This window comes from Nocardia transvalensis NBRC 15921 (assembly GCF_000308875.1).
Lineage (GTDB): Bacteria > Actinomycetota > Actinomycetes > Mycobacteriales > Mycobacteriaceae > Nocardia > Nocardia transvalensis.
In genome coordinates, this window is the sequence record NZ_BAGL01000121.1 from 1 (window position 1) to 13,223 (window position 13,223).

Here is a 13,223-nt window from a genome sequence, read left to right on the forward strand (position 1 = left end):
CAACTCGCGCGGGCGCACGCCCTGCTCGACGGGCGCGATTTCGTGCTGCCCGAGGACGTCAAGCTGCTGGCGGTCCCCGTGCTGTCGCATCGCCTCGCCCTGCGCGCCGAGACCTGGGTGCGGCGGGTGCGCGGGGAGAGCGTCGTGCAGGACATTCTCGATCGCGTTCCGGTCCCGCGGATACCGGCGCGGCCGGAGTCCAACGGTCTGGTGCGGTCGCATGGCCGCTGACCGCGCGCGAGCCCTGCGGCACACGCTGCCGGTACTGGTCGCCGTGCTGGCGTCGGTCGTCGGCGTCGCCGGATCCCTGCCCGGGAGTTCCGGCGCGCGGGCCGGGGCGGATTCGCCGCAGAGCACGGTTCCCCTGGTGAGCCTCGCGATCGTGGCGCTGTTCGTCGTCGGTGTCGCGGCGGTGTCGTTCCTGCGCCGGCCGCCCGTCCGCGCCTCGGGGCCGGGTACGTCCGAGACGCGCGTGAAGTGGCCGTGGCGAGGGCGTCGGCGGTGGCGTGATGCGTCGATCGTCGCGGTGCTCGTGCTGGTCGTCGCCGTGGCGCCGGTCGCCGTCGGCCGGATCTTCCCGTCCCCGCACGGCACACCCGCGCAGTCCGAGACCCAGCAGGCGCCGGCGGAGGAGGAGCCAGCCGCCCAGCCGGAGCGGACGGTTCGCACCCGCGACGTCCGGGGGGATCGGCCCGTGGTGGTCGCCGTCGCCGCGATGGTGTCGGTGGTGGGTGCGGCGCTGGTGGTCGTCTTCGTGCGGGCCGTGCGCCGCAGGCCGCATCCGGCGGCGCCGGGAACGGATGCGGCGGTGCGCGAATCGGTGCTGCGCGCGGCGACGGAGGGACTGTCGGAATTGGCTGTGCCACACCTCGATCCGCGCAGTGCGATCATCGCGTGTTACGACACGATGGAACGGGAACTGGCGGCGGTTCCGGTCATCGCGCCGACCGCGTCGGATACCCCGACCGAGATCCTCGCCCGCGCCGTCACCGGCGGGATCGTCGCCCGCGAGCCCGCGACACGGCTGGTCCGATTGTTCTCCGAGGCCCGATTCAGCGCGCACCCGATGACCGAGGCACACCGGTCGGAGGCGAAGTCGTTGCTGCGCGCCGTACTGCCGGAGCGGGGCCGATGACGACCGGATTCGATCGCAGGGCGATCCTGCTGCTCGTGGTGCTGGCCGGAACACACGGGGCGGCACTGGTGTTCGAGCGCCGGCTGCTGCCCGCCGCCGGGGCCGGAATTCTTACGCTGACCGTGGTGGCCCTCGGCCGGTTCCGGCCCGGCCCCCTCGCGAACGGATCGGATCCGGCGGCGGACCCTCCCGAGCCGGACCGGTTCCTGCGCTGGCGGGCGCGCGCCACGGTACTGCTGGAGTACGCCGACGGGTCGCGCGCGGAATGGGACAGGCATGTCCGGCCCATCCTGGCTCGGGAATTCCAGCTGGCCGTCGGGCATCGCGAGACGGGTGGCGGCGCGGCGCCGGAGATCGGTCGCGACTTCTTCGGCGCGAGGCTGTGGCCGTGGGTCGACCCGGGGGCCGTCGCCCCGGCGGGTACCACCGAACCCGGACCGGGCGGGGGCGTCTTCCTCGAGATCCTCGAGCGGCTGGAGCGGCTGTGAACGACGGTGCGGTACAGGTGGATACGGGACCGGTGGCCCTGGACCGGCGGCCCTCCTCCCGCGCGATCGCGATGATCGCCTGTGCGGGCCTGGTCGCCGCGCTCGCCGTCGGCTCCTCGCGGCCCGAACTGTTGGCCTTCGCCGCGCCGCTGATCGGATTCGTCGCCGCCCCCCTCCGCACGGCGCGCACCGAGATCACTGTGGTCGCCGCGCGGGAAGCCCCGGGCCGGGCCGACGTCGTGCGCTGCGCGGAGGGCGAACCGGTCGTCATCCACCTGTCCGCCGTCGTCACCGCGGGCCGGGCCTTCATCCGCTGCCGCCCGCTGCCCGTCCCCGGCCTGACGATCGTCGCCGCCGATTCCGGGGGCGTGCCCGGGACGGAGCGGGATGTCGATGCCGTGTATTCCGGGGGTGCCCCGGAGATCCGGGGTGAGGGTGCCGGGCCGGGCGCGGCCATGTATTCCGGGGGTGCCCCCGAGGTCCGGGGCGACGGTGCCGGGCCGGGCGCGTCCATCGCGGTGACGGTGACGGCCGACAGGTGGGGGCGCTATCCGCTTCCGGTCGAGGTGGTGGCCATCGGTGAGGCGGGACTGACGCGAGGCGTTGCCGTGCGGTATCCCGTTGTCCTGCAAGTATTCCCGGTTACGGGCGGGCCGGGCCCGGACATGATCGACAACCCTTCGCTCGCGCGGATCGGTTCGCAGTGCTCGACGCGGCCGGGGGCCGGCATGGAATTCGCCGATATCCGGCCGTTCGTGCCCGGTGATCGGATCCGCGCGGTCAATTGGCGGGTGAGCGCGCGGCGCGGGAGCGTGTTCGTGACCGACCGTTACGGCGAACTCGCCCGGGACGTGGTCGTTCTGGTCGACGAGGGCGGCGATCCGGGACCCCCCGCCCGTGACCGCGTCGTGCGCGGCGCCGTCGAGATCGCGCAGGCGGCGCTGCGGTCGGGGGATCGCGTCGGGATCGTCTGCCTGGGCCGAGCTCCGCGATGGCTGGCCGTAAGTTCGGATCGCCGCCAATTCACCGGACTGGTCGCGACCCTGCTCGATCCGGGCGAGCGGGCCGCGGTCCCCTTCGACGGCACGGTGCCGCCGCGCTGGTCGGTGCCGCCGGGCGCGACGGTCGTCGCCCTGACCGCACTGCTGGATTCCGGCGTCGTCTCCGCACTGCTGGATCTGCGGCGGCGCGGGCACCGGGTCGTGGCCGTCGATGTCCTCGAGCACCCGTTCCGGACGCCGGCCGAACCGCTGGTCCGGCGCCTGTGGTCGCTGGAGAGAACGGGGGTGCACCGCGATCTGGGCGCTGTCGGCGTCGAAGTCGTCGCGTGGCCGCCGGAGACGGCGCTCGCGGATGCGCTGCGGGCCACGGGGTCTCGGCGATGAGCGGCCCGGGCACGGTCGCCGTGGCCGCCGGGGCGATACTCGTCGCCGCGATCCCCTGGGACGGCGGCGCACCGCTCGCCCTCGCCGGTCGGCTGCTGGTGGCGGTGCTCGTTCTCGCGGGGCTGCGCTCTCTGTGGCCCGCGGGTGTCGCCGTCGTCCTCGCGGCCGCGGCCATGGCACGGTTCGGCGCGAGTGCGGGCGAGATGGCGCTCGCCGGGCTGGCGGCGACCGCGTATCTCGCGGGTGCGCGGGGGCTCGCGCACCGAGACGACCGGATCGAGCTGTCCGTCCGGGCCGCCACCGCCGGCGGGTACGGACTCGCGGCCTGGGGCGCGTGCGCCGCGGTGGTCGCGGTGCCCTGGGCGCCGCTCCTCGCGCCCGTCGCGGGCCTGATCTGGATCGTGCTGTCGCTGCGCGCGCTGTACGACGGGGGTCGGCGAGCGGGACGTCAGCGCCACGTCAGGGGCTCCGATCAGGCTGATGACGACCCGGCACACCGAACGGTTCTGGAGGACAGCCATGTCGGCATATCGAACAACCGATGAGATACGGCAGGAGCCGCGCGGCGGCGTGGTCGCCGCCGTCGCGGCCAACGCCGATCACCCCAGCGGGTTCATCGCGTGCAACGACGAGACCGAACACTATGTGGCAGAAGGTATTCCAGGTTTGGTGCCGTACCGCACCCGCGGCCGGTCGGTCCTGGTCCTCGGCGGGCCGTTCGCGCCGCGCGGTGACCGCGAGCGCCTGCTGGACGCCTTCCTGGGTGAGGTCGTCCGGCGTCGCCGCGTCGTCGTCGTGCAGGTGCGGCCCGATGACGTCGAACTCTTCGTTCGCCGCGGCTTCTCGGTGAACCAGTTCGGCTGTTCGTATTCGATCGACCTGAGCGCGTTCACGAGCAAGGGCAAGCCGCTCGCCAAGGTCCGGCAGAATATCTCGCGGGCGAAACGCGAGGGCACCACCGTCACGGAGGTCACCGACGACTCGCGGCGGGACGAACTGGACGCCATCGACCGGCAGTGGTTGCGCGCCAAGGGATGGCACGTGAAGCAGCTCGACTTCATGGTGGGCCAGCGGGGTGGCCGCGGCGCCGCCGCGCGCCGGTTGTTCGTCGCCGAGCGCGACGGCCGTATCACCGGGTATGTGTCCTACTCACCGGCGTACGGCTCCCGCCCCGGCTGGCTCTACGACCTCACCAGGCGCACGCCCGGCGACTCGGTCGGAACGGTCGAGCTGATCAATTTCACCGCGCTGAACCAATTCAAGGACGAGGGCGCGCAGTGGCTGCACCTCGGTCTGACTCCCTTCGCCGGCATGGGTTCCGACGACCACGAGGGTGCCAGCGGCGTGGTGCGATGGGTGCTGCGGACGGTGTCGGAGCGGGGCGCGTTCCTCTACCCGGCCCGCACCCAGCAGGCATTCAAACTCAAATGGGCGCCGCACGTCATCGAGCCCGAGTACCTGGCCTTCGGCGGCGGTCCCCGGCCGAGTTCGATCTGGCAACTGTTGCGCATAACCAATTCGATCTGACGAGGAGTACGGACCATGTCGCAGAACGGGAATCGCCCCGCGGGACGGCTCGGCTGGGCGGACAAGCTCGGCTTCGCTCGCCGGGCCGCCGCGGCACAGCTCGCCGGCCTGCCCGGTGTGGTGCGGGCGGGGCTGGGCAGAGGCGGTCACGGGCGCTCGGTCACCCTGGCCGAGGCGCCACCGGACAGCCGGCTGAGCCGTCTGGCGGTGGAGCTGGCCGAAGCGGCATACGGTGAGCCGCTGCTGCTACATACCTTGCGCTGCTGGTATTTCGGTGATGTCTTCGCGCAACTCGCCGGGTGCCGCTACGACCCCGAACTCCTGTACATCGCGGCCCTGCTGCACGATATCGGCCTCACCGAGAGGTTCGCGCCGGCCGCCGACGCCGCGTGTTTCGCGGTGCACGGGAGCGACGTCGCGCGCGCCCAGCTCGAAAAGTGGGGCGCGGACGCGGATTTCGCGGCGACGGTGTCCGCGGCCATCGCGCTGCACATGGACGTGCGGGTACCGCGCGAGCGCGGCGCCGAGGCGTATCTGCTGCATGCCGGTGCGCATCTGGACGTCGCCGGCGTGCGCAGCGGCGATCTTCCGCGCGAGACGCTCGAACAGATCCTGCGGCGGTATCCGCGCACCGAATTCCCGGGGGTGTTCCTGTCCGCCATGCGTCGCGAGGCGCGGGAGCGGCCGGATTCGCGGGCGGCCGTGATGTGGAAGCAGGGGATGCGCTTTCCGGTTCAGACGAACCCGCTGAACCGGATGTTGACCTCCTGACATACGCTCAGTAAAGTTACCGACTGATAGTCGGTGAGTGCATCGTGTTAGGTACTCGACGTGTTGGGGGTTGCCGTGGTCCGGATCAGACTGCTGACCAGATTCGCCGAGCTGGCGTCGCGGGCGCCCCGTGCCGTGCTCGCCTGCGCGTTCGCGGTGCTGGTGGTGACCGGCGTCTACGGCCTGCCGGCGAGCCTGCAGCTTCCGGCCGCGGGATACGACGTCCCCGATTCGCAGTCCGACCGCGCCGACCAGGCCCTCGAGCGGGAATTCGGCGCCGGCGGGTACACGATCGTGTTCACGGTCCGCACGCCCGCCGGGGTCGACAGCCCGGCCGCCCGGCAGCGTGGCGACGCCATCGCCGCCGCGCTCGGTTCCTCCCCGCACATCCGCAACGTGATGTCCTACTGGACGGCGCCCGCGCCGCTGAACGGGTCGTTCCGGGGCACCGACGGTGATGTCGCCCTGGTCGCGGCGCGGATCGCGGGCAACGATCGGGAGGCGACCGAGCGGGCCGAGCAGGTGGCGGCCCCGCTGATCGGCGACCACGACGGGGTCGCGGTGGAGGCGGGCGGCCAGGCGCTCACCTACAGCGAGGGCGGCCATCAGTCGAAGAACGATCTGTTCCTCATGGAGGCCATCGCCTTTCCGCTCACCTTCGTCGCGCTGGTGTGGATCTTCGGCAGCGCGCTGGCCGCCGCGCTGCCGCTCGTGGTGGCGGCGGTGGCGATCGCGGCGTCGGCGGCCGCGCTGAGCCTGATCAACCACGTGGCCAGCGTGTCGGTGTTCGCGGTCAATCTCGCCACGGCCCTGTGTCTCGCCCTGGCCATCGACTACACGCTGTTCATCGTGAATCGCTACCGGGAGGAACTCGCCGGTGGACGCCCACCGCGTGAGGCATTGATCCGCACGATGAACACGGCGGGCCGCACGGTGACCTATTCCGCGCTCACCGTGGCATTGACGATCGCCGCGATGGCCGTCTTTCCGCAATATCTGGTGCGATCGCTGGCGTACGCCGGAGTGGTCAGTGTCGCATTCTCGCTGGCGGGGTCACTGCTGGTCGCGCCGGCCCTGCTGGTTGTGCTGGGCAGCCGTATCGATGCTCTGGATATTCGCCGTCCCCTGGCTCGCCTGCTCGGCCGGCGGGCTCCGGCGGAACACACGTCCACCGACAATCGGTGGTATCGCGTCGCGATATTCGCCATGCGCCGCGCGGTCCCCGTCACCGTGGTGCTGGGCGCATTCCTGATCGCGCTGGGCGCGCCCGCCGCCGGGATGAAACTCGGTTATCCGGACGACCGTGTGCTGCCGACCTCGGCCTCCGCACGGCGGGCGGGCGACATTCTCCGCACCGATTTCGCGCAGAATTTCGCCGGTACGGTCTACATCGCGTTGCCGTCCGGTGTGGATCCGGATCGCCTGAACGGCTATGCGGCCGCATTGTCGCGGGTCGCCGATGTCGTCGGTGTCAATTCGCCCGGCGGAGTGTTCGCGGGCGGCACCCGCGTCGCTCCGATGGTGTACGACAGCGCGGCGCGCGGTGACGCCGCATATCTGAGTGTGACGACCACGCGCGATCCCTATTCGGACGCGGGCCGGGATCAGCTGGCGGCACTGAAGGCCGTGGATCCTCCGGCGCGGACATTGTTCGGCGGTCTGGCCCAGCGGAATATCGACAATGTCCGGGGCATCACGGACAATACTCCGTACGTGCTGGCGATCATCGCGGTCATGACGTTCGTCCTGATCTTCCTCATGACGGGAAGCCTGATACTGCCCATCAAGGCGCTGATCATGAACGTATTCTCGCTCGGCGCCGCGTTCGGCGTACTGGTGTGGATATTTCAGGACGGCCACCTGGCGGCCGCGGGCACCACCGCCACCGGATATTTCACGGCGTTCATCCCGCCCCTGCTGGCCTGCGTCGCCTACGCCCTCGCCATGGATTACGAGGTCTTCGTACTGTCCCGGATCCGGGAGGAATGGCTGAAATCGGGGAGGACGGCGGCCGACAACGAGCGCGCGGTGGGCCTGGGCCTGGCCCGCACCGGGCGGATCGTGACGGCGGCCGCCACCGTGATGATCTTCGTATTCCTGGCGATGAGTGCGGGGCAGGTGTCGTTCATGCGCGGTCTCGGTATCGGGCTGACCGTCGGCGTGGCCATGGACGCCTTCCTCGTCCGCCCGTTGCTGGTGCCCGCGGCGATGCGGTTGATGGGCCGCCTCAACTGGTGGGCGCCGGGACCGCTGGCGCGCTGGCACGAGCGGTGGGGGCTGTCCGAGCAGGAGACGCTGCGCGAACCGTCGCCCCGGCCGGGCGGCGAACACCCGGCCGATGCCGAACTGGTGGCCAATGACTAGCCGGTCAGGCGCAGTACGAGTCGCCGAGGGTCTGGACCAGGCGCCGGCTGGGCCGGACGCCGAGTTCCTCGTGGAGAATCCGTTCGAGCCGGTGGTAGGAGGCCACCGCCTCGGCGTCGCGCCCGGTTTTGCGGAGCGCGTCGATCAGGGTCTCCCACAGCCGTTCGTTGAGCGGGTTCTCGGAAATGAACTTCCGCCCGTTGAAGATGACCCGGTCGTAACTGCCGAGGTCGGTCCAGGCCGTCAGGAGAGTTTCCTGCGCGAGCGATCGGGCCGCTGAGAGTTCCTCCGACAGTTTGTGAACGGTCGGGCTGTCCACCACGTCCCGCAGCGCTTCGCCGCGCCACAGCGCCATCGAATCCTGCAGGATCGTCGACACCACCAACGGTGTCCGCGGCGCGAGTGTGACCGCATGGTCCACCGCGCGGATGAAACGAAACGCGTCGATCCGTCCGCGGTCGAGATTTATCCGATAGCCGGCCGATCCGACGGTCTCGATCAGATCCGCCGGCGCCTGCCGCGTCTTCAACCAGCGCCGCAATCTCGTGATATGTGCGTGCAGCGCATTGGTTGAATTCTTGGTTGTTTCCGGCAATTCGAGCTCCTCGATGAGCTCATCCCTTCCCACCGTATCCCCCTGCCGCGCCGAAAGAATGGCCACGATACTACGGAGTTTGTGACCTTCGACACTGCAAGCCGCATCGCCTATCAAAACTCTGAGTGGCCCCAGAAGTTGGACCTGCACCTGCACCTCAACCCCCCAAAAAGGACTTCCCGGGAACCGGAGACGTCAATGTCCCTTAACATAGAACGTATTTTTGTCAATACTGTCAGTCAAGTGTGAACCCTCACCATGAAACCGTTCTGATGCGATACTGACACACACTCTACTCCGGCGTCAGAGCCGTTTCACGGCACGTCATTACTCTCCTACTCCGGGCGGATCGAAGAAGCTCCCCCAAAGTCATTGGGTTGCCTTTCTGAGGTTGGTTGGGTATGGCGAGTGCTGGATCCGGAAGTCCGATTCCTTCCTTCGGTAGTTATGTCGCGGGCAAGGAAATGGACAGTGACCGATGGGTATACGTTCCCGTAACACGGGCGGTGCTGGACGACTCGTTCAGCACCTTGGCCGCCAAACGCGCATTGGATGCCGGGGAGCTACCGGTGTCCGCGGCCGATCCGGCGGTGTTCGTCGGGCGGGTGGCACTGGCCGACGAGGAGACCGTGGCCCGCTCGCTCGAGGCGGCGGCGGCCGCGGCGAAGGAGTGGCGCACCGCGCCGCTCACGGTCCGGGTGGACGGGTTACTGGACCGGATGCGTGACATCATCCTCGACAACGTCGAGACGATCGAGCGGATGATGACGTACGAGGGTCATCCGCTCGAGTTGGCGCGCTGGGAGATCGCGTGCTGGCTCGAGGTCTGTTCGCCGCTGTCGAAGGAGTTCTTCCGCGGCGAACTGCACAAGGAGTTCCGCAACGGCGGCCGCCGGCAGATCGTCCGGCGCCGTCCCGACGGCGTGGTCTGCGTGAACCCGCCGGCCAACGCGCCGATGACCAGTTCGATCTTCGCCGCCGCACTGAGCGCGGCGGCGGGCAACGCGGTGGTGATCCGCGTGCCGCGGTCGGTGCCGCTGGGCGCGATGTGGGCGGTTCACGAGATCCTCGGGCCGGCGCTGGACGCGGTCGGCGCGCCCGCCGGGACCGTGGGTGTGATCTGTGGTGATCCGGGGCCGATCCTGCAGGCCTGGCTCGACAGCCCGCTCGTCGACGACGTGATGTATTTCGGCGGGGTCGACAACGGACTCGAGTTCGAACTGCGGTGTGTCGCAGCGGGAAAGAAGCCGATCCTGGAGCTGGCCGGCAACGACATCGCGATCGTGTGGTCGGACGCGAACCTGGACCACGCGTCGGACGCGTTGCTGGAGAGCTTCCTGGGGTCCGGCCAGCTGTGCATGATCCCGAATCTGGTGCTGGTGCATCCGGCCGTCGCCGACGAGCTGATCGCCGTAGTGGCCGAGAAGGCCCAGCGATTGCGGCCGGGCTACCCCGACAGCGACGACGTCCTGCTCTCCCCGGTGCTGCGGCACGACAGATTCCACCGGTTCATGACCGACGCCCTGGACAAGGGCGCCGAGCTGATCACGGGCGGCGGCGGGATGCATCTGGACGGCACCCCCGGTGACAGCGGATATTTCCTGCAGCCCACCGTGATCCGGGTGAACGGCCTCGACGGGGCGCGGTCGCTGGACGCGGTGCGCGACGAGACGTTCTTCCCGCTGCTGCCCATCGTCGTCCCCGCCCCGGAGGCCGACGGCCGGTTGCTGGAGCGATTCGTCGAATTCGTGAACACCAACCGGTACGGGCTGCGGAATTCGCTGTGGGCGTCCGACGAGGCCGTGATCGAGCGCTACCTCGACGGCGTCGTCAACGGCGGGCTGCTGAAGGTGAACGACTCGCACATCGCGGTCTCCGCGCCGCTGCCCTCGCACGGTGGCACCGGTCTGACCGGTGGCGCCTTCGGCGAGGCCAACTATCCGATCCTGCGGACCACCCATCTTCAAGGGGTTTCGGTGGTCGCGCCCGGCAACCCGCCGAGATACCGATAGGAGCGTGTGATGCGGAGTCTGGAACAGGCGCGGGAGGTCTGCGAGCGGCATGTGCCCGGCCTCTATCCCGCCTTGGCGAGTATTCCCCTGTCCGACCTCGAGGCGCCCGGGAACTCCGGCCTCGAGCTCTTCCGGAAGTTCGGCGGACCGGCGCTGGTGATCCCGGCCGAGTACGCGGGCCGGGGCGTATCGCCGGTGGAGGCGCTTCAGGTGACCCGGGCCATCGGAGCCTGCGCGCCGTCGCTGTCGGTCGCGACCACGATGCACCACTTCTCGGTGGCGACGATCTTCGCCCTCGCCACCAGCCTGCGCGCCAGTGGCGTGGAATGGGCGCTGCTGGAAGGGATTTCGGAGCAGAATCTGCTGGTCGCGTCGGGCTTCGCGGAGGGGGATCCGGGGGCCGGGATCCTCACCCCGACGCTGCGCGGCGTCGTCCGCGACGGCGGCATCGTCGTCAACGGCGCCAAGAAGCCGTGCAGCATGTCGGCCTCGATGGATCTGCTGTCGGCCAGCGTCTCGGTGGCCACCCCGGACGGCGACGCCACCTCCGTCGTGCTGGTCCCGGCGTCGACGCCCGGACTGTCCGTGCACCCCTTCTGGGCGAGCATCGTGCTGACCGGGGCCGAGAGCGACGAGGTGCGGCTGACCGACGTCGTCATCGACGAGCGGCTCGTGGTCCCCGCGGGAGCGGGCGATCGCGGCGAACTCGACGACTTGCAGACCACGGGCTTCATCTGGTTCGAAATGCTCATCACCGCTTGCTATCTCGGCATGGCCAGCGCGCTGGTGGAGCGGGTGTTCTCGGGGCCGAGGTCGAGTGTGGAGCAGCGTGCGGAGCTGGGCATCCGGCTCGAGACCGCGGCGCTGCTGCTGGAGGGCATCGCGCAGGCGATCGCCACCGGGCGGACCGGCAACGACGATCTGGCGCGGGCGCTCGTCGCGCGCTACGGGGCCGTGGACGCCATCCGGGACGTGGTCGTGCGGGCCACCGAGGCGCTGGGCGGGATGGCCTTCATCACCGACCCCGACGTCGCCTATCTGGCCGCGGCCTGCCAGTGCGCCGCCTTCCATCCGCCGTCGCGGTCGGCGACGAGTGCCGCCCTGGCCGCGAATCTGTCCGGCGACGTGCTGCGAATCGAGTGACATCATGACGATCGAGATCGAGGACGAACTCGCCCCGCAGCGGGTCTCGCTGGCCTACCGCACCCACCTGAGCGCCGGGCGCGCGCGGGTGGGGGAGCTGCTGGGCGGTCAGGTCGAGGTGGAATCCCAAGGGGCATGGGTCGTTTCGTCCGACGGGCGACGCTACCTGAATGCCGGGGGCTACGGCGTGTTCATCATGGGCGCCCGGCACCCGCTGGTGGTCGAGGCGGTCGAGCGGCAGTTGCACACCCATCCCGTCGGCTCGCGGATGTTTCTCGAACCGGTGGCCGCCCGGGCGGCGGAGGCACTGACGGCGGTGCTGCCGGCCTCGCTGACCCGGGTCCACTTCTCCGGCTCCGGCGCCGAGGCCACCGAGACCGCGGTGAAACTGGCCCGGCTGAACGGCCGCCGTCACCTGATATCCATGCGCGGCGGGTACCACGGCAAGACCCTGGGCGCCCTGTCGGTGACCGCCAAGGACATCTTCCAGGATCCGTTCCGGCCGTTGCTGCCGGATGTCACCCACGTGCCCTACGGCAACCTGCCCGCACTGACCGCCGCGCTCGCCCAGCACACGCGCCGGGCGTGCGTGATCGTCGAACCCGTGCAGGGCGAGGCGGGCGTGGTGATCCCGCCCGACGGCTACCTGTCGCAGGTCGGCCGGCTGTGCCGGGAGTACGGGGCGCTGCTGATCCTCGACGAGATCCAGACCGGCCTCGGCCGGACGGGACACTGGTGGGCGTTCCAGCGCGAGGATGTGCTCCCCGACATTCTGCTGACCGGAAAAGCGCTGGGCGGCGGCGTCGTTCCGGTGTCGGCCGCGGTGGCCTCCGAGGAGGTCTACGCGGTCCTCGACCGCGATCCGTTCCTGCACACCTCCACCTTCGCCGGCGCGCCGATCGCCGCCGCGGCGGTGTGCGGCGCGTTGCGGGCCATCACCGAGGACGGGCTCGTCGAGCGGTCGGCGCGGCTGGGCGCGCGCCTGCTGCCGGAACTGGAGGCCGTCGTGCGGCGGCACCTGGCCGGGGGCTGCGTGGTCCGTGGCCGCGGACTGCTGATCGCCGTCGAATTCACCGATCCGGCCATGGCGGCCGATCTGCTGGTGGATCTGGTCGCCAACAACGTCATCGCAAACCATTCTCTCAATTCCGAGAGAGTCATTCGGCTCACGCCTCCCGCCGTTCTGGACGACGCCGAGATCGTGTTTCTGCTGGAGCGGTTCGAACGCGCAGTTATTTCTACCGCTCTCCGTTATCCCGAAGCCTGAAGGGAACTCCATGCGTACCGCAAGTATCACCGTTTATTCGGACAGCATCGAACCGGACCGGGCCTACCGCGATATTCGACATTTCGAGGCCTATCCGGATCTGGTCGACGAAGTGAGTTCGGTTCTCGTCCGCCCCGGTGCGGACGGCGCCTCGTCGGTCAGTGATTGGGAGGTCTATTTTCGCAACGGGCCGCTGCGGTGGACCGAGATCGACTATTTCCGGGAAGAACAGCGGAACATCGTCTTCGAACAGGAATCCGGCGATTTCCACGTGTTCCGCGGCTCCTGGCAGGTCCGGCCGTCCGGCACGGGCAGCGCGGTGACCTTCGAGGCCACCTTCGACTTCGGGATCCCCAGTCTGGCCGGTGTGCTGGAGCCGATCGCCGAGAAGGTGCTCAAGGAGGGCATCGCCCTCGTCCTGATCCGGCTGCTGGGAAACGCCGAGGTCGTCGGCGATCCGGCGGTCGCCGCCGCGGTCGCGAAGAAGCTGGCCGGGGTCGGATCGGGGGCTCTCGCGGCGGGGACGGGGCACTGAT

General features: G+C 69.8%; 12 protein-coding genes and 1 pseudogene. 12 read left to right on the forward strand and 1 reads right to left on the reverse strand.

Features of this window, described 5'->3' with window-relative positions; genetic code table 11:
• The 8 genes and pseudogenes from ON41_RS31945 to ON41_RS31980 form a co-directional block, all read left to right on the forward strand.
• Nucleotides 1-231 (forward strand): annotated as a pseudogene (locus ON41_RS31945) (hypothetical protein); the annotation flags it as partial.
• Nucleotides 221-1,135 (forward strand): DUF4129 domain-containing protein, encoded by a 915-nt coding sequence (locus ON41_RS31950; protein WP_040751896.1) that lies wholly within the window; start codon nt 221-223, stop codon nt 1,133-1,135. The pseudogene ON41_RS31945 and the gene ON41_RS31950, both read left to right, overlap by 11 nt.
• Nucleotides 1,132-1,623, forward strand: a complete 492-nt coding sequence (locus ON41_RS41960; protein ID WP_051162949.1) for a hypothetical protein — start codon at nt 1,132-1,134, stop codon at nt 1,621-1,623. Before ON41_RS31950 ends, ON41_RS41960 begins: the two co-directional genes overlap by 4 nt.
• On the forward strand, nt 1,620-3,008 hold the full coding sequence (locus ON41_RS39450) for a DUF58 domain-containing protein (protein ID WP_051162951.1): 1,389 nt from the start codon (nt 1,620-1,622) through the stop codon (nt 3,006-3,008). Before ON41_RS41960 ends, ON41_RS39450 begins: the two co-directional genes overlap by 4 nt.
• Nucleotides 3,005-3,553, forward strand: a complete 549-nt coding sequence (locus ON41_RS31965; protein WP_157185695.1) for a hypothetical protein — start codon at nt 3,005-3,007, stop codon at nt 3,551-3,553. The genes ON41_RS39450 and ON41_RS31965 overlap by 4 nt, the downstream gene beginning before the upstream one ends.
• Nucleotides 3,528-4,535: a DUF2156 domain-containing protein gene (locus ON41_RS31970; RefSeq protein ID WP_051162953.1), complete on the forward strand. Its 1,008-nt coding sequence runs from the start codon at nt 3,528-3,530 to the stop codon at nt 4,533-4,535. Before ON41_RS31965 ends, ON41_RS31970 begins: the two co-directional genes overlap by 26 nt.
• A 15-nt stretch (nt 4,536-4,550) precedes the next feature.
• A complete protein-coding gene (locus tag ON41_RS31975) occupies nt 4,551-5,306 on the forward strand; it encodes an HD domain-containing protein (protein WP_040751898.1) in 756 nt (251 codons plus the stop codon).
• Nucleotides 5,307-5,366: 60 nt separating this feature from the next.
• Complete coding sequence (locus tag ON41_RS31980; RefSeq protein WP_246829641.1) at nt 5,367-7,670, forward strand: MMPL family transporter; 2,304 nt, start codon at nt 5,367-5,369, stop codon at nt 7,668-7,670.
• Nucleotides 7,671-7,674: 4 nt separating this feature from the next.
• Here ON41_RS31980 and ON41_RS31985 read toward each other — a convergent pair whose 3' ends face one another.
• Nucleotides 7,675-8,331: an AfsR/SARP family transcriptional regulator gene (locus tag ON41_RS31985; protein WP_169336529.1), complete on the reverse strand. Its 657-nt coding sequence runs from the start codon at nt 8,329-8,331 to the stop codon at nt 7,675-7,677.
• A 329-nt stretch (nt 8,332-8,660) separates the two neighbouring features.
• Here ON41_RS31985 and ON41_RS31990 point away from each other — a divergent pair, with 329 nt between their 5' ends.
• The 4 genes from ON41_RS31990 to ON41_RS32005 are packed head-to-tail and all read left to right on the forward strand — an operon-like array spanning nt 8,661 to nt 13,222.
• Nucleotides 8,661-10,277: an aldehyde dehydrogenase family protein gene (locus ON41_RS31990; protein ID WP_373281376.1), complete on the forward strand. Its 1,617-nt coding sequence runs from the start codon at nt 8,661-8,663 to the stop codon at nt 10,275-10,277.
• Between the two features lie 9 nt (nt 10,278-10,286).
• A complete protein-coding gene (locus ON41_RS31995; RefSeq protein WP_040751901.1) occupies nt 10,287-11,420 on the forward strand; it encodes an acyl-CoA dehydrogenase family protein in 1,134 nt (377 codons plus the stop codon).
• Between the two features lie 4 nt (nt 11,421-11,424).
• Complete coding sequence (locus ON41_RS32000) at nt 11,425-12,687, forward strand: aspartate aminotransferase family protein (RefSeq protein ID WP_040751902.1); 1,263 nt, start codon at nt 11,425-11,427, stop codon at nt 12,685-12,687.
• 10 nt (nt 12,688-12,697) lie between these two features.
• Complete coding sequence (locus ON41_RS32005) at nt 12,698-13,222, forward strand: type II toxin-antitoxin system RatA family toxin (RefSeq protein WP_040751903.1); 525 nt, start codon at nt 12,698-12,700, stop codon at nt 13,220-13,222.
• Nucleotide 13,223 lies beyond the last annotated feature (1 nt).